Source organism: Halomonas sp. KAO (assembly GCF_015595025.1).
Classification (GTDB): Bacteria; Pseudomonadota; Gammaproteobacteria; order Pseudomonadales; family Halomonadaceae; genus Halomonas.
Genome location: NZ_JADNRL010000019.1, coordinates 162,374 through 182,989 on the forward strand (window position 1 = coordinate 162,374; position 20,616 = coordinate 182,989).

General features: G+C 59.3%; 21 protein-coding genes. 7 read left to right on the plus strand and 14 right to left on the minus strand.

The genetic code is table 11. The features are described from left to right. Positions 1–39: 39 nt before the first annotated feature. On the minus strand, positions 40–1,038 hold the full coding sequence (locus IOC61_RS07050) for a Bug family tripartite tricarboxylate transporter substrate binding protein (protein WP_195688156.1): 999 nt from the start codon (positions 1,036–1,038) through the stop codon (positions 40–42). A 468-nt stretch (positions 1,039–1,506) separates the two neighbouring features. Here IOC61_RS07050 and IOC61_RS07055 point away from each other — a divergent pair, with 468 nt between their 5' ends. The 5 genes from IOC61_RS07055 to IOC61_RS07075 all read left to right on the plus strand — a co-directional run bounded on the left by IOC61_RS07055 (position 1,507) and on the right by IOC61_RS07075 (position 8,525). Further along, positions 1,507–2,676, plus strand: a complete 1,170-nt coding sequence (locus IOC61_RS07055; RefSeq protein WP_195688157.1) for an isovaleryl-CoA dehydrogenase — start codon at positions 1,507–1,509, stop codon at positions 2,674–2,676. A 119-nt stretch (positions 2,677–2,795) separates the two neighbouring features. Then, a complete protein-coding gene (locus IOC61_RS07060) occupies positions 2,796–4,403 on the plus strand; it encodes a carboxyl transferase domain-containing protein (protein WP_195688158.1) in 1,608 nt (535 codons plus the stop codon). Between the two features lie 134 nt (positions 4,404–4,537). Beyond that, complete coding sequence (locus tag IOC61_RS07065) at positions 4,538–5,404, plus strand: enoyl-CoA hydratase-related protein (protein WP_195688159.1); 867 nt, start codon at positions 4,538–4,540, stop codon at positions 5,402–5,404. Then, positions 5,401–7,452: an acetyl/propionyl/methylcrotonyl-CoA carboxylase subunit alpha gene (locus IOC61_RS07070; RefSeq protein WP_195688160.1), complete on the plus strand. Its 2,052-nt coding sequence runs from the start codon at positions 5,401–5,403 to the stop codon at positions 7,450–7,452. Before IOC61_RS07065 ends, IOC61_RS07070 begins: the two co-directional genes overlap by 4 nt. 173 nt (positions 7,453–7,625) lie before the next feature. Next, positions 7,626–8,525, plus strand: a complete 900-nt coding sequence (locus tag IOC61_RS07075; RefSeq protein ID WP_195688161.1) for a hydroxymethylglutaryl-CoA lyase — start codon at positions 7,626–7,628, stop codon at positions 8,523–8,525. 210 nt (positions 8,526–8,735) lie between these two features. On the opposite strand, the gene IOC61_RS07080 is transcribed toward IOC61_RS07075, so the two are convergent. From IOC61_RS07080 to IOC61_RS07115, 8 genes are all read right to left on the minus strand, one after another. Then, entirely contained in the window at positions 8,736–9,644 is a 909-nt protein-coding gene (locus IOC61_RS07080; protein WP_195688162.1) for a bestrophin family protein, read from the minus strand. Between the two features lie 88 nt (positions 9,645–9,732). After that, on the minus strand, positions 9,733–10,239 hold the full coding sequence (locus IOC61_RS07085) for a GNAT family N-acetyltransferase (RefSeq protein ID WP_195688163.1): 507 nt from the start codon (positions 10,237–10,239) through the stop codon (positions 9,733–9,735). 105 nt (positions 10,240–10,344) lie between these two features. Further along, a complete protein-coding gene (locus tag IOC61_RS07090) occupies positions 10,345–10,833 on the minus strand; it encodes a GNAT family N-acetyltransferase (RefSeq protein WP_195688164.1) in 489 nt (162 codons plus the stop codon). A 118-nt stretch (positions 10,834–10,951) separates the two neighbouring features. After that, a complete protein-coding gene (locus tag IOC61_RS07095) occupies positions 10,952–11,530 on the minus strand; it encodes a dihydrofolate reductase family protein (protein WP_195688165.1) in 579 nt (192 codons plus the stop codon). A gap of 91 nt (positions 11,531–11,621) precedes the next feature. Next, positions 11,622–13,085 (minus strand): hypothetical protein, encoded by a 1,464-nt coding sequence (locus tag IOC61_RS07100; RefSeq protein ID WP_195688166.1) that lies wholly within the window; start codon positions 13,083–13,085, stop codon positions 11,622–11,624. 95 nt (positions 13,086–13,180) lie between these two features. Further along, positions 13,181–13,894 carry a hypothetical protein gene (locus IOC61_RS07105; RefSeq protein WP_195688167.1) on the minus strand — a complete coding sequence of 238 codons (714 nt, stop codon included), beginning with the start codon at positions 13,892–13,894 and terminating at the stop codon, positions 13,181–13,183. Positions 13,895–14,006: 112 nt separating this feature from the next. Beyond that, positions 14,007–14,429, minus strand: coding sequence for a hypothetical protein (locus tag IOC61_RS07110; protein ID WP_195688168.1), 423 nt, complete (start codon positions 14,427–14,429; stop codon positions 14,007–14,009). 71 nt (positions 14,430–14,500) lie between these two features. Next, the gene (locus IOC61_RS07115) at positions 14,501–15,274 is read right to left on the minus strand and encodes a hypothetical protein (protein WP_195688169.1); all 774 of its coding nucleotides are present in this window, start codon (positions 15,272–15,274) and stop codon (positions 14,501–14,503) included. Between the two features lie 294 nt (positions 15,275–15,568). Here IOC61_RS07115 and IOC61_RS07120 point away from each other — a divergent pair, with 294 nt between their 5' ends. Together IOC61_RS07120 and IOC61_RS17935 are read left to right on the plus strand one after the other, a co-directional pair. Then, on the plus strand, positions 15,569–15,961 hold the full coding sequence (locus tag IOC61_RS07120; protein ID WP_324254695.1) for a phage integrase N-terminal SAM-like domain-containing protein: 393 nt from the start codon (positions 15,569–15,571) through the stop codon (positions 15,959–15,961). Next, on the plus strand, positions 15,909–16,037 hold the full coding sequence (locus tag IOC61_RS17935) for a tyrosine-type recombinase/integrase (protein WP_420706335.1): 129 nt from the start codon (positions 15,909–15,911) through the stop codon (positions 16,035–16,037). The genes IOC61_RS07120 and IOC61_RS17935 overlap by 53 nt, the downstream gene beginning before the upstream one ends. A 130-nt stretch (positions 16,038–16,167) precedes the next feature. Here IOC61_RS17935 and IOC61_RS07125 read toward each other — a convergent pair whose 3' ends face one another. From IOC61_RS07125 to IOC61_RS07145, 5 genes are all read right to left on the minus strand, one after another. Then, positions 16,168–16,893: an aspartate/glutamate racemase family protein gene (locus IOC61_RS07125; protein ID WP_195688170.1), complete on the minus strand. Its 726-nt coding sequence runs from the start codon at positions 16,891–16,893 to the stop codon at positions 16,168–16,170. Between the two features lie 220 nt (positions 16,894–17,113). Then, positions 17,114–17,797 (minus strand): DNA-3-methyladenine glycosylase I, encoded by a 684-nt coding sequence (locus tag IOC61_RS07130; RefSeq protein WP_195688171.1) that lies wholly within the window; start codon positions 17,795–17,797, stop codon positions 17,114–17,116. Positions 17,798–17,807: 10 nt separating this feature from the next. Further along, entirely contained in the window at positions 17,808–19,685 is a 1,878-nt protein-coding gene (locus IOC61_RS07135; RefSeq protein WP_195688172.1) for an ABC transporter ATP-binding protein, read from the minus strand. Positions 19,686–19,907: 222 nt separating this feature from the next. After that, on the minus strand, positions 19,908–20,273 hold the full coding sequence (locus tag IOC61_RS07140; protein ID WP_195688173.1) for an MliC family protein: 366 nt from the start codon (positions 20,271–20,273) through the stop codon (positions 19,908–19,910). Between the two features lie 78 nt (positions 20,274–20,351). Further along, on the minus strand, positions 20,352–20,615 hold the full coding sequence (locus tag IOC61_RS07145) for a hypothetical protein (RefSeq protein WP_195688174.1): 264 nt from the start codon (positions 20,613–20,615) through the stop codon (positions 20,352–20,354). Position 20,616: the final 1 nt, after the last annotated feature.

Here is a 20,616-nt window from a genome sequence, read left to right on the forward strand (position 1 = left end):
CCCCGGCGGAATCGCCGGGGGTGCATCATGCGGGAAGGATCAGTTGAGCAGGTCGGCGTAGGCCTCGAAGACCTCGAAGTTCGTACGCATCAGCTCATTGGAGCGCTCGGGCCCCACCCAGACGCCACCAATATCGCCAGCTTCAAGCTGCTCCTGAACCTCCTTGCGAGCCAGGGTATTCTGGATCGCCTCGGAGAGGATCGCGTAGCGCTCCGGGTACTGACGCTCGGTCTCGGCGGTCACCGCGAAGCCGCGCATGGAGCCCTGCAACACCGGCACCTCGATATCCATGGGGTCGAGCGCCTCGTTGATGGTCGGCGCGTCCCACTGCTCGATGCGCTCATCGTTGACGATGGCCAGCGGGGTCAGGAACTCACGGATCCCTTCGCTGCCCTGCGCACTGATGGAGGTGAAGTGGACCTGGCCGCCGGCCACCGCGGAACGAGCCTCGCCGCCGCTGTTGTAGGTCACCAGGTTGAGGTTCTCCTGGGGAATGCCCGCCTCATCCAGCAGCAGGCGCACCATCAGATGGCCGGCGGAACCCTGTACCACCGAGGCCCGAATCTCGCCGGGGTTATCGCGGATCGCCTCCAGCAACGACGGCAGGTCCTCGAAGCCGCTGTCCTTGTTCGCAGCGATCAGGTCCAGGTCGAACCACTGGAAGTTGATGAAGGAGAAGTCCTCGATGCCGTACTGGGCCCCTCCGGTAAGAATGGTGTTGGTCAGGTAGGGGGCAAAAGTGGAGGCGTAGACGGTATAGCCGTCGTCCGGGCGCGACAGAATATAGTTCGCCGATACCTGGGTGCCAGCGCCGGGGCGGTTGGTGACCTTTACCGGCACACCGAGCTCCTCGGCCAGATAGGTGGAGACGGCCCGGGTCATGCGATCGGCACTGCCCCCGGTACCGAAGCCCACCACCAGGTCGACAGGACGGTCCGGGTAATCATCGGCGGCCACCGGAGCGGTCATCGCCAGAGAGGCCAGCATGGCTGCCGCGGCGCCTGCCATCAGGGGCTTGGGAAGGAAGCGATCGAACATGGCGTGTGTACCCTACGTTGTTAGATAAAAATCAGTTAGATGAAAACCGGTTAGATTCAGCTCGGGCATCGCCCGGCAACGTGACTCTAGAGGGCCAAGCTGTCACCAAGCTTGCATGGCACCAACCTTAGACTAAGGTCTATGTCATTTGGGCCGCTCCCTTTACCCCTTCCAACACCCCCACTCCAGGCACGACCTGGCCGGACAGTGGCATGAGTAGCTACTCTCTGGGGAGGGTCATAACGCCATCGGCGATTTCGATGTCAACGGCCAGCGGCTGTTCTTCCGCAGCGACGCGTAAGCTGGATTGGACATTCGTCGTACAAGCCACAAGGTGCACTTTACGTTAACGTAAACCTGCCCTAGTCTTGGACCATATACGGTGTTATCACCCGATATGGCCCGTTGTGCGCGTCTCCCTACCCCAGCGCCAGACGCCACAACTCAGACAAGAACGGGAGTTCCCCCATGCACACGCCCTTCAAGCCCCTCGACTTCGGCCTCGACGAAGAACTCAACATGCTGCGCGAACAGGTCAATGCCTTCGCGCGCGACGAGATCGCCCCGCGTGCCGCCGAGATCGACGAGAAGAATGAATTCCCCAACGATCTCTGGCAGAAGTTCGGCGACATGGGCCTGCTCGGCATCACCGTCTCGGACGAGGATGGCGGCACCGGCATGGGCTACCTGGCCCACTGCATCGCCATGGAGGAGATCTCCCGGGCCAGCGCCTCGGTTGGCCTCTCCTACGGCGCCCACTCCAACCTCTGCGTCAACCAGCTCAAGATCAATGCCAATGCGGAGCAGAAGGCCAAGTACCTGCCCAAGCTGATGAGTGGCGAACATATCGGCGCGCTGGCCATGTCCGAGCCGGGCGCCGGTTCCGACGTGGTCTCCATGAAGCTGCGTGCCCGCCAGGATGGCGACAAGTACATCCTCAACGGCAACAAGATGTGGATCACCAACGGCCCCGATGCCGACGTTCTGGTGGTGTATGCCAAGACCGACCCGGATGCCGGCTCCAAGGGCATCACCGCCTTTATCATCGAGAAGGACATGCCCGGCTTCTCCACCGCCCAGAAGCTCGACAAGCTCGGCATGCGCGGCTCCAACACCTGCGAGCTGGTGTTCCAGGACTGCGAGGTACCGGCAGAGAACGTGCTCGGCGAGGTCGGCAAGGGCGTGCGCGTACTGATGAGCGGCCTGGACTACGAGCGCACCGTGCTCGCCGCCGGCCCCATCGGCATCATGCAGGCCGCCATGGATATCGTGGTGCCCTATATCCATGAGCGTAAGCAGTTCGGCCAGTCCATCGGCGAATTCCAGCTGGTGCAGGGCAAGGTGGCGGACATGTACACCACCCTCAACGCCTGCCGTGCCTATCTCTACGCCGTGGCGGCTGGCTGCGACCGTGGCCAGACCTCCCGCAAGGACGCCGCCGGCGTCATCCTCTACTGCGCCGAGAAGGCCACCCAGGTGGCACTGGATGCCATCCAGCTGCTCGGCGGTAACGGCTACATCAACGAATACCCCACCGGCCGCCTGCTGCGCGACGCCAAGCTCTACGAGATCGGCGCCGGCACCAGCGAGATCCGCCGCATGCTGATCGGCCGCGAGCTGTTCAACGAATCTGCCTAACCACCGCCGACACTGTGTAGGAGCCCGATTTATCGGGCGATGGTTCATCGAGCGATGCTCAACATCGCGGGATAAATCCCGCTCCTACCTCCCTTGGTAAACGTCTTCAAGGATTCGCTATGAGCATCCTGCAAACCCAGATCAATCCGCGCAGCGAAGGCTTCCAGGCCAACGAGACGGCGATGCGTGATGAGGTGATGAAGCTGCGTGAGCTCACCGCCGCCATCGCCCAGGGCGGCGGCGAGAAGGCTCGCGCCCGTCACGAGAGCCGCGGCAAGCTGTTCGTGCGCGACCGTATCGACCACCTGGTCGACGAGGGCTCGCCCTTCCTCGAGTTCTCGGCGCTGGCCGCCCACGAGGTCTACGACTCCGCGGTGCCCGCCGCCGGCGTGGTCACCGGCATCGGCCGCGTCTCCGGCGTGGAGTGCGTGATCGTCGCCAACGACGCCACCGTCAAGGGCGGCACCTACTTCCCCCTCACCGTGAAGAAGCATCTGCGCGCCCAGGAGATCGCCCGCAAGCATCGTCTGCCGTGCATCTACCTGGTCGACTCCGGCGGCGCCTTCCTGCCCCGCCAGGACGAGGTCTTCCCGGATCGCGACCACTTCGGCCGCATCTTCTACAACCAGGCGACTCTCTCCGCCGAGGGCATCCCGCAGATCGCCGTGGTAATGGGCTCGTGCACCGCCGGCGGCGCCTATGTACCGGCCATGGCCGATGAGTCGATCATCGTGCGCGAACAGGGCACCATCTTCCTCGGCGGTCCGCCGCTGGTGAAGGCCGCGACCGGCGAGAGCATCAGCGCCGAAGACCTGGGCGGCGCCGATGTGCACGCCAAGAAGAGCGGCGTGGCCGACCACTACGCCGAGAACGACGCTCACGCCCTGCAGCTGGCCCGAGCCAGCGTGTCGCGCCTCAACTGGCAGAAGCGCGGCCAGCTGAAGATGCAGGAGCCCAAGGCCCCGCGCCTCGACCCCGGCGAGCTCTACGGCATCGTCGGCACCGATCTCAAGAAGCCCTATGACGTGCGTGAGGTGATCGCGCGCATCGTCGACGACTCCGACTTCGACGAGTTCAAGCGCTACTACGGCGACACCCTGGTCACCGGCTTCGCGCATATTCACGGCCATCCGGTGGGCATCGTGGCCAACAACGGCGTGCTCTTCTCGGAGTCCGCGGTCAAGGGCGCCCACTTCATCGAGCTGTGTGCGCAGAGGAAAATCCCCTTAATTTTCCTCCAAAATATCACCGGCTTTATGGTCGGCTCGAAGTACGAGCATGAGGGTATCGCCAAGCACGGCGCCAAGCTGGTCACCGCGGTGGCCTGCGCCAAGGTGCCCAAGTTCACCGTGCTGATCGGCGGCAGCTTCGGCGCCGGCAACTACGGCATGTGCGGCCGCGCCTACGACCCCAACCTGCTGTTCATGTGGCCGAATGCGCGAATTTCCGTGATGGGCGGCGAGCAGGCCGCCGGCGTGCTGGCTCAGGTCAAGCGCGAGCAGATCGAACGCGAAGGCAAGCAGTGGTCCCCGGAAGAGGAAGAGGCGTTCAAGCGGCCCACCCGCGAGCAGTACGAGCACCAGGGCCACCCCTACTACGCCAGCGCTCGGCTGTGGGACGACGGCGTCATCGACCCGGCCCAGACCCGCGATGTGCTCGGCCTGTCACTTGCCGCCGCCATGAATGCCGAGGTCGAAGAGACCAAGTTCGGCGTGTTCCGGATGTGATCTTCCTTGCCATGCAAGGGAGGTGGTAGGAGCGCGATGTATCGCGCGAACCGCCGCTCTGCGGCCAACCTGGACGCCTTCGCGTCATTCGCCCGACAAGTCGAGCTCCTACACCCAACGCAGAGACAATTGCTATGTCAGCTACCCCCTCCTACTCAAGACTGGACGTCGATCAGCGCGGTGTCGCCTGGCTGACGCTGGAACGCCCCGAGATCCACAACGCCTTCGATGACAGCCTGATCGCCGAGCTCAACGCCCACCTGGAGCGTCTCCACGAGGCCGCCAGCAAGGGTGAGGTGCGCGTGGTGGTGCTGGGCTCCGAGGGCAAGAGCTTCTCCGCCGGCGCCGACCTGGGCTGGATGAAGCGCATGGTCGAGTACGACTTCGAGGGCAACCTCGCCGACTCGCGCAAGCTCTCGGCGTTGATGCACGGCCTCGACACGCTGCCCTGCCCCACGCTCTGCCGCATGCAGGGAGCCGCCTTCGGTGGCGCCGTGGGCCTGGCCGCCTGCTGTGACCTGGTCGTCGCCTCCGAGAAGGTCAAGTTCTGCCTCTCCGAGGTCAAGATCGGCCTGTCACCGGCGGTGATCAGCCCCTATGTGCAGCGTGCCATCGGCCCTCGTCAGATGCGCCGCTATGCGCTGACCGCCGAGGTCATCGATGCCCCCACTGCCCTGGCACTCGGCCTGGCCCATCGCATCGCCCCCCACGACGAACTCGACGAGGCCGTGGAGGCAATGCTCGAGATCCTGCTGGCCGGCTCGCCCCAGGCCCAGCGCGCCACCAAGGCGCTGCTCGCCGATGTCGCCCGCGAGCCCGACAGCGATGCCACCCGGGAACATACCTGCCGGGTGATCAGCGAGCTGCGCGTCAGCGAAGAGGGACAGGAAGGCCTTGCCAGCTTCTTCGAGAAGCGTCGCCCCGCCTGGACGCAACCCTCTGCTTCCGAAGAACCTGTTTCCAAAGAACAGAACCCCCGTGCCGCGGAGCCCCGCTCATGACCACAGAAATGAAGAAGTTCGATACGGTACTGATCGCCAACCGCGGCGAGATCGCCTGCCGGGTGATGCGCACCGCGCGCGCCATGGGGCTGCGCACCGTCGCCGTCTACTCCGATGCCGATGCCAATGCCCGCCATGTGCGTGAGGCCGACGAGGCCGTGCGCCTGGGTCCGGCCGCCGCTCGCGACAGCTACCTCAAGGTGGAAGCGGTGATCGAGGCGGCCAGGCGCACCGGCGCCGGCGCCATCCACCCCGGCTACGGCTTCCTCTCCGAGAACGGCCCCTTCGTGGACGCCCTCGACCAGGCCGGCATCACCTTCGTCGGCCCGCCCGCCTCCGCCATCGCCGCCATGGGCGACAAGTCCGCCGCCAAGGCGCGCATGCATGACGCCGGCGTACCGCTGGTGCCGGGCTACCACGGCGACGACCAGGACGACGCCCTGCTCAAGGCCGAGGCCGACAAGATCGGCTATCCGGTGCTGCTCAAGGCCAGCGCCGGCGGTGGTGGCAAGGGCATGCGAGTGGTCGAGTCCAGCGACGGCTTCCAGGCCGCCCTGGATGGCTGCCGCCGTGAATCCCAGGCCGCCTTCGGCGACCAGCGCATGCTGATCGAGAAATACCTGACCCAGCCACGCCACGTCGAGGTGCAGGTCTTCTGCGACAGCCACGGCAACGGTGTCTATCTGTTCGAGCGCGACTGCTCCGTGCAGCGCCGCCACCAGAAGGTACTCGAGGAGGCGCCCGCGCCGGGCATGAGCGCCGAGCTTCGCCGCGAGATGGGCGAGGCCGCCGTGCGTGCCGCCAAGGAGATTGGCTACGTGGGCGCCGGCACTGTGGAGTTCCTGCTCGACGTTGACGGCTCGTTCTTCTTCATGGAGATGAACACCCGCCTGCAGGTGGAGCACCCGGTTACCGAGATGATCACCGGCCAGGACCTGGTGGAGTGGCAGCTGCGCGTGGCCATGGGCGAGCGCCTCCCTCTCGCTCAGGAAGAGCTGACCCTCACCGGCCATAGCTTCGAGGCACGCCTCTACGCCGAGGACCCGGAGCAGGACTTCCTGCCCGCCACCGGCACCCTGACCCGCTTCGCCCTGGACCTCGAGGGCGCGGGGCTGGATGCCGACAAGGTGCGCCTGGACAGCGGCGTGGAGAGCGGCGATGCCATCTCCATGCACTACGACCCCATGCTCGCCAAGCTGATCGTGCACGGCGGCGACCGCGACCAGGCACTCGCCACCCTCAACCGCGCGCTGGCCGCACTGGACGTGCAAGGGGTGGTGACCAACCGCGCCTTCCTGCAGCGCCTGGCCACCCACCCGGCCTTCAAGGGCTGCGATCTCGATACACGCTTTATCGAGAAGCACGAGGAGAGCCTGTTCGCGCCGCGTGAGATCACCACCGAAGCCTATGCCTCGGCGGCCCTGATCGGCCTCAAGCAGCTCTCCCGGGAGTGCGAGAGCGACTCCCCCTGGGATCGTCATGACGGCTTCCGCCTGAACGCACCCAACACCATCCGCATCGCCCTGTGCGCCACCGGCCACGACCTCAGCCGCGCCCAGGCACCGGATGCCGAGGAGGTAGTGGTGGTCGAGGGCCGTCGCGAGGCCGCCTCCGGCCCCTGGCAGCTGGTGATCGGCGAACGCACGCTGACCGCACGCATCCAGCACCTGGAAGGCGACGCCGTGGCGGTCACTCTGGATGGGCACCGTCGTCGTCTGCAGGCCCGCCTGGCCGACAACGGCGTGGTGGTAATGGCCGACAGCAGCGGCGAGACTCGCCTGTTCTGGCGGCGCATCGATGCCATCGACCATGGTCAGCATGAGACGGAGTCCACCCTCACCGCTCCGATGCACGGCACCGTGGTGGCGCTGCTGGTGGAGCCGGGCCAGAAGGTCGAGAAAGGCATGCCGCTGATGGTGATGGAAGCCATGAAGATGGAGCACACCATGGCCGCCCCTGCCGACGGCCATGTGGAGAGCTTCCACTTCGCCGCCGGTGACACCGTCGGCCAGGGCGACGTGCTGCTCGAGTTCGCACCCGAAGAGTGACAGCCCGCCAGGCTGAGCGGCGCCGGGGACAGGTCGCAGAGGGGGTCCTATGCCATGGATGGCATCGGTAGCGCCCAGGGAAGGGTTCACAGCGCCCCCTCGTTGACCTGTCGCCGGGCAAGCCGCGACCCATAGGCACCTTATCGGCACGTCGGCAAGACAGGAGAGAATTCATGACATTCCCCAAGCAGGTACGCCTGGTCGAGGTCGGCCCCCGCGATGGACTGCAGAACGAGTCGACGCCGATCGCGACCGACACCAAGCTCGAACTGATCGACCGCCTGGGCGCGGCCGGCATCCGCTATATCGAGGCGGCCAGCTTCGTCTCCCCCAAGTGGGTGCCACAGATGGCCGACCATCGCGAAGTGATGACCGGCCTAAAGCGCCACAATGGCGTCACCTACGCGGCGCTCACCCCCAACCTCAAGGGACTGGAAGCGGCACTCGAGTGTGGCGTCGAGGAGGTTGCCGTATTCGGCGCCGCATCCGAGGCCTTCTCCCAGAAGAACATCAACTGCTCGGTGGCCGAGTCTCTGGCCCGCTTCGAGCCGGTGCTCGAACGCGCACGAGAAGCCGGAGTGCGGGTCCGCGGCTACGTCTCCTGTGTGCTGGGCTGCCCCTACGAGGGTGAGATCGCCCCCGCCAAGGTCGCCGAAGTAAGCAAGGCACTGTATGACATGGGCTGCTACGAGGTCTCGCTCGGCGACACCATCGGCACCGGCACCCCGCTCACTGCCAAGCGCATGCTCGAGGCGGTCAGCCGCGACGTACCCATGGAGAAGCTCGCCGCCCACTTCCACGACACCTATGGTCAGGCGCTCGCCAATCTCTACGCCGTGCTCGAGGAAGGCATTGCGGTGGTGGACAGCTCCGTGGCCGGCCTCGGCGGCTGCCCCTACGCCAAGGGCGCCTCCGGCAATGTGGCAAGCGAAGACGTGGTCTACCTGCTCAACGGCCTCGGCATCGAGACCGGCATCGACCTCGACGCCCTGGCCAACACCGGCACCTGGATCACCCAGACCATCGGCCGCCCTAACCGCTCCAAGGTGGGTGTAGCCCTCGCCGCCAGGTAACTGACACAACAGAACGAAAAAGCCCCCGAGCCATTGATTTAGCTCGGGGGCTTCGGTTTTGGGTGGGTTGCGCCAAGGTTTGGCGCGGACTGCACAGCAGTCTGTCCCAGCCGAAGGCGACAACACCGCTTTTTCATATGTTTTATCAGATTAATTTCTCTATTTCGGCACCTGAGCCGATAACTGTCTAGCGGCTAGGCCCCGCGCGACCTACTGCAGCTCGAACGCCACCGGCTGCAGCGGCTCGGGCGCCGGATCGCCCAGCGCCTCGGCCACGCTGATCTCGTGCACTCGGCAGATGGCGTCCAGCGGCAGGTCATTGGCCTCGCGGCCGAAAGGAAACTCCATCTGCTCCGAGAGGCGGTCGAGCCCGAAGAAAGTGTAGGCGACGATGGCGGTGAACACCGGGGTGAACCAGCCGACGCCCGACACCAATCCGAACGGCAGCAGGTAGCAGTAAACGTAGGCGGTACGGTGCGCGAGCAGCGTATAAGCAAACGGTAGCGGTGTCTGAGCGATACGCTCCGAGGCGGCCTGGATCTCGGCCATGCCGTGCAGGTGATCATCGATCGCGGCCGCGGCCACCGAGTCGATCTCTCCTGCTCGTCGCGCCTCGGCCACCACGTCGCCGGCCCGCTGCAGCATGAAGGCCGCGGGATTGCGCAGGCTCAGCGCCCGGTCGACAAGGTCAGCGGAGAGCGAGGCCGGCAGGTCTGCGCGCACCTCCTCCTCGCGCAACTGCCCGCGCAGCAGGTGAGCATGGGCCAGCGCGCGTATCATCAGTTCCCGGCGACGCTCCGAGCTCAGGTAGATGCCGCCGACCCGAACCAGGCTGCGCATCTCGACGACCATGCGCCCCCACTGCTGGCGCGCCTCCCACCAGCGGTTGTAGGTCGCCGTGTTGCGCACGCTCAGAAGGATCGACAGCACGATGCCCATCAAGGTAAACGGCAGCAGCGTGTGCTGAACGATGCCTTCAAGATAGTGATGGCGAGCGACCCAGGTGATGGCGGCGGCGAAGAGACCGGCCAGCAGGATATGCGGCAGGGTATGGGGCACCACCGAGCCCTTCCAGGCCAGCATCAGCCTGAACGCTCCGGGGCGATCACGAACGATCACGACACTTTGACTCCAAACGACGAAAGCGGCGATGGTGTCACAGCGCCTCGAATGAGGAAAGCGCCCACCCGTCAGGGCCACGCCGCGGCTAGCGACGATACTCGTAGAGGTTGTTCCGTGCCCCGTAGAGCCACACGCTTCCCCGGGCACGAAAGCCCAGTGCGCGCAACAGGCGGTTGGAGCGAGCGTTGTCCGGCAGCGTCACCGCCAACACCGACTCAAGCGCGTGCGCTATCATGCCATGCTCGAGCACAGCGGTCGCGGCCTCGAAGGCGTAGCCCTGACCGCAGAACTCGGGCAGGAACGCATAGCCGAGATCGGGCCTCTCCAGTTCGTCCCGTTTCACCAGGCCACACATGCCGATCGGCGTGCCCTCGCCTTTCAGCTGCACCAGGTTTAGACCGAAGCCATGGGTGCGGTAGCTCGCCATCGGGCCACGATCGAGGTAGCGAACGGCCTCCTCCCGGGTGCGAACCTGCTTGTCGGCGATATGGCGAATGAACGAAGGCTCATTCAGCAGCCGCACAATAAAGTCGGCATCCACGTGCGCGAAATGCCGAAGAGTCAGTCGCTCGGTATCGGATACTGTCGGCATGCCAACCCCTGAGTTGAAGGCTTGATGGGGCACTGGATCTGGCTATCACTGGCATTTAACGCCGCCAGCAGAGGCACGTTTTGCGTGTCCTGCTGACTGCCCTCGTTATGCTTGCAACCATTTATACATTACCAATGCATCTACATAGCCTTGTGCTGGATGATTAAATGCTTTTGGTAAACGACCAACTATTTCGAAGCCTAACTTTCCCCATAAACGAACAGCACCTTCATTGCTTGATGCTACAAAATTAAACTGCATCGCTTTATAACCCAGCTCTAGTGCTATTTTTTGAGAGTGCTCACACATAGATGTAGCTAGCCCTTTGCCTCTTGCCCGCGAAGAAACCATATAGCCACAATTACAAACATGATCACCAGGGCCGGCTTGATTCGTTTTTAAATAATACGTACCTAATATATTGTCATTTTCTTCAAATACATAGGTCTTGCGCGGAGCATCTAGCCAAATTTCCTCAGCCTGTTCTTTGGTTGTATTCATTTCGTATGCATATGTCTCACCGGCCAAAATTATTTCATGGAATATTGGCCATATTGAATCCCAGTCTTCTTTAGTTGCTTCTCTAATATTCATTACTCTTTCTCATCTTAACCCCTGAGCTAAAGCGCCGCGAGAAGCGAGGTCGCGTTGAGCGATTAGTTATGCCGGGCCCGAATCCTGATAGCGAGCTCTTCCAGGACCGATGGCGGCCTCATCGTACGAACTCGTACACGAGCTTCTGAATCCCGTTCGCATAGGACTCACTCTCAACAAGCTTAAGCGGCTGTTTCTTCTCGTCGGCATCGCTGAACATGCGCTTGCCTGCGCCGAGAAGCACTGGAAACACCAGAAGATAGTAGCGGTCGAGCAGTCCCGCGTCGGCGAGGTTTCGTGCGAGGCTGGCACTACCATGGATGAAGATCGGCCCGCCTTCGGCCGCCTTAATCTTCGCGACCTCGTCAAGCGAGCGCAGAATGGTGGTCTCGCCCCAGTTGTCAACCAGGTCGTTGTCGTTCAGCGTGGAGGAGACAACATATTTCGGCATCTCCTTGTAGCTGGCAAACTCCGCCACTTCCGGCCAGACTGGCGCGAAACTCTCGTAGCTCTTCCTGCCGAACAGAAGCGCCGTGGCCTCCCTCATCTCCCGACCTTTGAGTTTGTAAGCCTCCTCAAGGAACTCGATGTCCTTGTGAGTCCAACCCGCAGCGCTGTGAGTCTCAGAAAGCCCCCCGCCAGGAGAGTCGACAACGCCGTCGAGCGACACAAAGGCGGTATAGGTTAATATTCGCATATCTTGCTCCTTTCTGATGGCATAACGCCACGCTCTACGGCAAGTTTGAAGCGTAGCGGAAAACTTATCCGAAAGCAGCGCCTTGTTAACCCTATATGACCTTTGAGGCTGATGCTTTCGGTGAAGCATCAATTATCACTATATTTTCAGCCCCTTGCTGCCCCATACCTTTTAATATTCTATCCACTTTCGCAATCTCAGGTTTTGAGTAGCAAAGAATAACTTTAATATCTGAGATGGATTTCGAAGCTTTCTTGTAGATCTCGGTTTGATTTTTAAGATTATTTTTCAATGATGATGATCTAGCCAGCTTAAACTCAATTATTGTTGAGTCACCACAACCGAAAGAAACCTTATAATCAGCAGGACCTCTACCGTTGTTTACTTCAGAGTTCACGTCATATGGTGATGCGTACCAAGTTAGTCTAAAAACGCGCTGAATAGTGTCTTCTGAAGCAATAGGCTTTCCTTTTTGATAGAAAATCCTATAGCCATCATTATTTTCTATGTTGTCCTTCAAGAAATTCGCCCTTTTTAGCGCTTCCTCATAGCTATTGGGTTTAACTTCAAAGAAATCACTCGACTCAAGTAGGTTTTCGCAGAAAAGTGAAAGCGTATTTATTAGCTCGCTACGTATCTTGTCGATCTTTTCTTTTGATAGCTTCTTAGACTGGTCTTTCTTGTCTTCTTTTTGCTTTATGTAATAGTCTAGAATTTCTGGGAACGCATTTATTGTTTTAGATACTGCATGTTCGATATCTTTTTTCTTTGGCGATATTGGCAGTGCTTTATGAAAATAGGAGTTTACAGAATTACGTAATGCTGCATTACCAATAGAGTTAGCAATTGTTCTAAAATTTACCGACAATTCGCTATGACATATAAACGATTCATCTTTTGTAAGTATGTCTAGAGGAGTTAGTAGTATAAAATCCCCATTTTCCTCGAGATAGAAGTATGGAAGCTCATATTCCTTAGGTTTCCATATCATCAGGTTATCGTCATAAGAACACCTAACGCTAAAAACCTTTCTCTGGTGAGGCTTCAAGGATTTCCTTGCAAAGTCCTGAGTATACTCAAGGAGATATTCGAGCATTAAATTAGTGGCAAAATCACTAATAAAGTCTTTTCCAATTCCAGCGCCAACAAGAGTTAGCTTCTCGATATGCGTAGCCGATGAAATCGTCTCTTCACCAAAATTTGAATAGAACCCATTAAAAGCAGAAATAATATCCTTGGCAAATTTGGCCCCCAGGCCTTTGCCGTTATTCCCGTATTTACAGAGACCGAGCCAGTTCTGCTTTATTTCTGGAAACTTGAAGAGATTAGCATTAGCACTGATTCCTTCATTTACTGCAATTCCTTTCAGCAAAATAAGGTGAGATACAATCTTGTCATGCTGCTCTTTGTATTCTGGTTTTTCAGATGCAAAAAGCAGAAATGGGTCAATAAAAAGCGGAAGGTCTGAAGTTAAACATATGTTCAGAGCACCATGATCATCCAGTTCTTTTTCTTCTATCTCAAAGTATTCCGAGAATATTAATTTAACGCTCATACTCGTCCTTGGGGGGTTAACGCCTGGGATCAGCCGCCGGTTTGGAGCGGCAGCGGAAAACCGGTCGGCTGAAGCCCCTGGTTAAACTGGCCCAGTTACCCATGATGATCGGCCATAGTAGCTATCTCTATTCTTTCATCATCGGAAATAAACTCTGCATCAGTCAGCAGTTGAGCAACAGCCACCAGCCTCTTCTGGTAATAGAGAATAGCTGGTGAAAACTGTGTCGAGTGCCGGGCTCTATAATCCTTTAGCACTGCAACCATGCCATCCACTATTTCATGCAAAGCGAACGCGTATGACCAAACAACCGAACCTTCGGCACGGGCCATACTGATGAACTCAGTGTAGCTATCGCTTCTTGCCAACGGATTAGCGGCGCGCCGGGCTTCCAAGCACATGTGAAACATCCTGATTTCCGGATCGGTTCCGCGCCTAGAAACGATCTGGTTTAGCAATTCTGATACTTGCCTCTCTCCGTTGGCCAATACCGCCAGTGTTTCGTTGTCGAGGTTCTGGCCTTTCGATAACTCAAGATCTTGCGCCGCAACTTCTGCTGTCTTGGACAAGTGCGCCACTGATGCTCTGAATTCCGAAAGTTGTGTGACGAGTGTGTGGTACAGCATCACGATAGCGAGAAAGGCTAAAAATGGGCTTAAAAGACCACCAAAGAATGCTCCAAATGCAGCCCACGTCGACTGGTTATTTGAGAGATGAGGACCGAAAGATAATCCGTATAAAAGGAATGTCAGGATAATCGCACCGAGACCCACTACGAGAATCCATTTGGGGGGACTACTGTGTTTCAATCGACCAACTCCTTAGTCGCGTGATTTGGTTTAACGCCCGCAGCACGCGCGGTTTTGTAGTGTAGTCGAAGCCGGAACGAAAAAGCCGTCGCCGTGCCTGCGATTGTTATGTTTATTGGCCAAACCGTTGCTCACACGCTGGGCACTTGTACTTTCCAAAGCTACGAAATGTACCAGTAACTTCAGTGAGTAAAGAAAGCCGATTGCTTGATGAGTAGCAGTTAGAGCAAAATGGGCCTTCCGGCTTTCCCTCTTGAGCTTCAGCTAGGTAGTAATAACCATCTCGAAAAACAACTTCATCTTGCCTCGCCAAGGCTGACTCGAGATCTTTTATGGTCCGCTTTAACTCGAGATTCTCATCTTGAGCCTCTACTAGCTGAACTTTAACTTCAGACATAGCTTCAAGAAGCTCTGCAATTTTCAGCTTTACTTCAGCATCTTTTATCGCCGATGTGGCTCCCTTGAGATCCTTAGCTATGTCTATTGCGACCTTTATTGAGCTTATCCCTGCTGATATCGCACCAAAATCTGGCATAGATCGTAACTCCTAGTAAACATAACGCTGAACGAAGCGGCGCGTTTCACGCGTCCGCCTTCCGTGACTTGTTATATTTCAAATTTGGATCGTATAAACTCGATCGTTTCCAGGTCCGTGCCTTGTTCTTCTAACGCCTTTATAGTGTTGGAGAGAACTTCCCGATGCTCCTCTATTGAGTAACTATATTCCGCATTTTCCTTGAGATTAAAGTTTGTCTGTCCTGCTATAGCCGCTAACTCTTGGATCTCTTCATCAGTGTGGTGATCTATCTCTCCTAAAGTGATCGTCAAAGCAGCAGAAAGCCAAGAAATCGCTTCATTCACCACTTCTGACAAGTATGAATAGAACTGTTTCGCATTCGGCTGATACATTAGATCGATCTCTGTACCAAATACTTTTTGATTGCCATCTGCATCAATAAACGAGTTAATACAAGATTCAATTATTGCTCGGTGCGATTCTACAAGCCGGTATAGCTCATTTTCTTTGGCGCTCTCATAAAAAATTTGCGGACTCCACTGCACTGCGCGATTAAGCAAAGTACCATCTAGGTGACCAATACCTCGATTACGAAAATGATTCGCAAAAACGAGTCTCTTTTTAAGACTTCTAGTTTTCTTAATAAACTCTCGTGAGGCTTTTAACTGCACTCTATCCGCTGCATCTTTTACATTATTTAGTACAAGGAAAACGCTTCGTGTTGCACGAAATTTTGTCAGAAGGTCTTTGTACTCAGTTATGTGTTGAGACAATACCAAATCAAGGGTCTGAAGTTCATCCTTCAATATCAAAAAGTTGAGATACTGAGACTTTTCTCGAAATTGATATTTATCCTCTTCCATTAGACTTCCCAACTTTAACCTCTGAAATATAACAGGTATTAGACAGCGCGCTCGTTTATTGACTTGAACGAGCATGCGCGTTCAACAATCTTATCAAGCATGATTTTATATCGGTAAATCATTGATTTTTCTAAGTCTGAAGCATAATTTGGCTACCTATGCAGAATTCGCGTGCTTGCGCGTTTTTCAAGTATCAATAATACTGTATGCATATCCATAACCCAAGAGGAAGGTTTTGTGGATACGCAATGCAGGCCACCGAAGCTGATGGACCGGGTCAGGACTACCATGCGGGTGAAACGCTACAGCCCGCGCACCGAGAAAACCTATTGCTACTGGATACGCTTCTTCATTCGCTTCCATGGGGTACGTCATCCTGCCGGCATGGGTGGCGCAGAAGTACGCACCTTTCTCGAGCATTTGGCGGTGGAGCGCCGAGTGGCGACGGCCACGCAGAACCAGGCGCTGAATGCTCTCGTATTCCTCTATCGTCACGTCCTCGATCAACCCTTGGGAGATATCGGAGAGTTCTCGCGTGCCAAGCGCCCTCGCCGGCTTCCTGTGGTGCTTTCCCATGAAGATGTCATGCGAGTCCTGAGCCACCTGGCTGGCCCCATGCCTGATGGCCACCCTGATGTACGGCTCAGGCCTGCGTCTCATCGAAACATGTCGGCTACGTGTGCGTGACATCGACTTCGAGCGGCAGGTTATTACTGTGAGAGCTGGCAAGGGCTTCGCTGGAGTACGCAGCCCTCTTGGATGAAGCGCCGAAGGCGCCAGGCACGCTACCGCCCCTACCTGGGCATGCTGACGACTTGCAGCCATCCATGCGGTAGTCCTTGCGTGCTGCGATATGCCTTCCTGGCTCCCTGCCGGGGATTCATAAGAAGAGCCTATGAGAGCTGTTGTGGGGTTGCAAAGTAGAGGTTGGTCGCAAGCGCTGCCTCCACCGCCTGTTCGGCGTGTATCTCGGTGGTATCGAAGAGTGGAACCTCGGTGTCGTTGCCCTGAATCAACAGCCCGATCTCCGTGCAGCCGAGGATCACGCCCTGGGCGCCCTGCCCGGCCAGCGAGGCAATGACCTCCAGGTAGGCGGCTTTCGAGTCTTCTCGAATCTCGCCGCGACACAGCTCGTCATAGATGACGGCATGGACCCGCTCGCGCTGAGCGGCATCAGGGATCAACACCTGAATGCCCTGCGCTTCCAGGCGCTCCCGGTAGAAGGCCTGTTCCATGGTGAAGCGGGTGCCCAGCAGCCCCACCCGGCTCACGCCCTGCCGGTGAAGTTCTTGGGCGGTGGCATCGGCAATATGCAGCAAGGGAATCGTCACGGCCTGTTCGATCTGGGAGGCGACGATGTGCATGGTGTTGGTGCAGAGCACCAGAAAGTCGGCACCGGCCGCCTCCAGAGAGCGAGCCGCCGCCCCGAGAATCTGCGCCGTGGCCGCCCAGTCACCGCGGCGCTGTAGCGCCTCGATCTCGGCAAAGTCCACGCTGTAGAGCACCAGCCGGGCGGAGTGCAGCCCACCCAGCTGCGCCTTCACCCCCTGATTGATCAGCCGGTAGTAGGTCTGGGTCGATTCCCAGCTCATGCCGCCGATCAGCCCGATCGTTCTCATCTTCACTCCTCCCATGCGCTAGAAACGCAGCAGGCGCCGAACGGCACGCCGGTAGCTCAACCCGGCTGCATATGCCCCTGTCGTGCTTTAGTGACTTGCCCGCCTCAACTGAGATAGGCGTAGCAGGCGTTATCGCGCCAGCAAGGCAGATACCAGCAATCACGCACCATTGTGCATCACGCCCACATCGTTAGCCGTTGTGATCAGGCTCCCAACTGACTTAGAACCGGGGATTGATCGTCAACGAGAGCATGGCCGAGAGCTGGCACAGCGGCCTTCCGGAAGCCTGCTGCAGCTCATTGAAGGCCTCCTGGACCCGCTGCTGATCGCGCTGATTCGTCGGGAATTGGTCAACGATATTGGCGGCGATCAGACGCGCCACCACATCGCCGGTCAGCAGGAAGGTATCCTTGCCGATCAGGCGCAGAAAGCCGGCGGCCGAGCGTCCCCCCAGGCGGGCGCCACGCCTGGCCAGTAGCCGCCAAAGCCCGATGATGTCGGCACTCGGCCAGTCGGCGATGAACTCGGCGAAGCTTGTGCCCTGCTCCTGGCGAATATCCAGAATAAATTGCGCATTCCTGGGGATGGTCTGCAGCTTGGTCCGGTGGCGGATGATGCGCTCGTTGTTCATGTACCCATCGACCTGCTCCGGGGTGAGCAGCACCATCTTCTCGGGGTCGAACCCCCAGAAGGCGTCCTCGAAGGCGGGCCACCTGGCATCGACCACCGAGTGTTTCATGCCGGCCCGAAACACCCGCAGGCTCATGGCGGAAAGGTAACGGTCATCCCCCAGCTGTTTCAGCTCGTCGGGCGTCAGCGGCCTGGGAAGAAAGGCCTCCATGGCCTCGTCAGAGTCGAAGCGGTTGCGAACCATGTCGTGGAGCCATCGATAATCCAGTGTCATGCTACCTCGCTCAGGCCGTGCCATCGCCGTTCTCCACGTCTACTCCGATGAAACCACCGGACTGCCGCCGCCACAGGGCGGCATAGAGGCCGCCCTTGGCCAGCAGCTCCGTGTGGCTGCCGCTCTCGACGATCTCACCCTCGTCGATCACCACCAGGCGGTCGAGCATGGCGATGGTCGAAAGCCGGTGGGCGATAGCGATCACCGTCTTGCCCTCCATCAGTGTATAGAGCTGCTCCTGGATCGCCGCCTCCACCTCGGAATCCAGCGCCGAGGTGGCCTCGTCGAGCACCAGGATGGGGGCATTCTTGAGCAGCACCCGGGCGATGGCGATACGCTGACGCTGGCCACCGGAGAGCTTGACCCCGCGCTCCCCCACATGGGCATCCAGGCCGCGGCGCCCCTCAAGGTCCACCAGCTCATCGATGAAGGTGTCGGCATGGGCGCGACGCACCGCCTCCTGAACCTGCTCCTCGCTAGCCTGGGGGCTGCCGTAGCGAATGTTGTCGCGCACCGAACGGTGCAGCAGCGAGGTGTCCTGGGTCACCATACCGATCTGCCGGCGCAGCGACTCCTGGGTTACATCGGTGATTTGCTGGCCATCGATCAGGATGCGCCCGCCCTCCAGATCAAAGAAGCGCAGCAGAAGATTGGCCAGGGTCGACTTGCCGGCCCCGGAGCGACCGATCAGCCCCACTTTCTCGCCGGGGGCGATGGTCAGGTCGAGGCCATCGAAGACTCGCTGGTCTTCTCCATCCGGGCGCGCATAGCCGAAGTGCAGGGCCTCGAAGCGTATCTCGCCACGCGGCACCGTCAGCATCCCGGCATCGGGCGCATCCCGGACCGTCGGCTCCTGGGCGATGGTATTCAGGCCATCCTGCACGGTGCCGATATTCTCGAACAGCCCGGCCACCTCCCAGAGAATCCAGTCGGACATGAAGCGAATGCGCATCACCAGGGCGATCGCCACGGCGATGACACCCAGCGATACCGCCTCCAGGTACCAGGCACCGATGGCCATGGCCGCCACCCCGGCCAACAGCAGTGAGTTGAGCACCGTCAGGCTGACGGTCAGGCCGGTGGCCAGGCGCATCTGCCGATACACGGTGCCCATGAAACCCTCCATGGCACCCCGGGCGTACGCTTCCTCGCGACGGGTATCGGCAAACAGCTTGATGGTCTGGATATTGCTGTAGCTGTCGACGATGCGCCCGGTCATCACCGCTCGGGCATCCGCCTGCGCCATGGAGACCGCCCGCAGGCGCGGTACGAAGATCCACATAATGGCGATATAGCCAGCCAGCCACACCACCAACGGCAACATCAGCCAGGGCTCGGCGCTGCCCATCAGCAGCATCGCCCCGCTGAAGTAGACGAGCACATAGACCATCAGGTCCATCAGCTTCATCACCGTCTCGCGGATCGCCAGCGCCGTCTGCATCACCTTCTGGGAGACGCGGCCGGCGAACTCGTCCTGATAGAAGGCCAGGCTCTGGCCAAGCATATGGCGGTGCGCCAGCCAGCGGCCGATCATCGGATAGTTGCCGAAGATGCCCTGCTGGGTCACCAGCGACTGCAGCAGGGTCAACAGCGGCAGGCCAATCACCACCAACACCGCCATCCCGGCCAGGCGCCAGCCATGCTCGGCGAAGAAGCCCGCACGCTCGGCGCCGGAGAGCCAGTCCACCAGTTCGCCCATGGTGTGGAAGAAGAACACCTCCGCCGCCGAGACCAGCGCCGTCAGCAGCGACATCACGACCAGCAGCGGCAACACCGGCCGCGAGAAGTGCAGGATAAAGGCGAACAACCCCCTGGGGGGTGTGCTCTGATGATCCTCGGGGTAGGGGTTCACCCGGGTTTCGAAATAGCGCAAGAGGGCGCGAAACATGGCGGCAATCCGGTTGCATAGGATGACTCAGCCTCGACGTGTTCGAGACCCATCGGACGGTACGCTCACCGACTGCAGGACACAACGTTCAACGCCGCCGCGATACGCGTGATGAGACCGATATCGACAGGTTCGCCGAACGAAATAGCCCCCGAACCAGGTGATTGGCTCGGAGGCTTTCTGGTCTTGGTCTTTACAGCCTCGGGCTAGCCGAGGCCGTGGTCAGCGCGCCGTGCAGCGCTCGAGAATTTCCCCCGAGGTGCCATCTTCCTGGTGGCGTACCAGCATTCCCTCCGCACCGGCCCCGGAGCCCTTGGTCCACCACTCCAACCCGCCGCCCACATAGCGTGCGCCGCTGGCGGAAACCGCAATTCGCATTGGGTAACGCTCGTCTTGGTACTGAACCGTCGCGCTGTCGCTATCGGGATAAGCGGCGGCGATTGTTGTGCCGCTCTCGCACCGATAGTGATGCATGGAAGACGCTGCGGCTGCCCGCTGCTCCCGTGAGTCCACGCTCTCCTCCGGAGAGGAGGCACAGCCAGCAACAAGCAGAAGGGAAGCGATCGATAAGAGCGTAAGCTTCTTCATAACAGCCTTGGACCTCGATGATGTAGTGATGGCATGGAGATACTCTCCCGCGCGGTGGCGCCTTGGCGAGGTTACCGACTAGCTCCGCCTTTCGAAACAGCGCGCCACCTGGTAGCCGGGGATAAAGCAGATGATAAACACGGTAGCAAACGTCAGAGCAGCCAGCAGATAGGCAAGCACCGGGGACACACCAAGCCCCCAGGCGAAGGAGAAGACCAGCCCCTGAAACGCCTCCCAGGGCCAGCGGTAAGCGGGGAGGTGCGTGCCGTGGTTCAAAACGACGACAAGCAGCGCGACGCCGGTAACGGCGGTCAGCAATCCAATGGCTGTTCGTTGATTCATC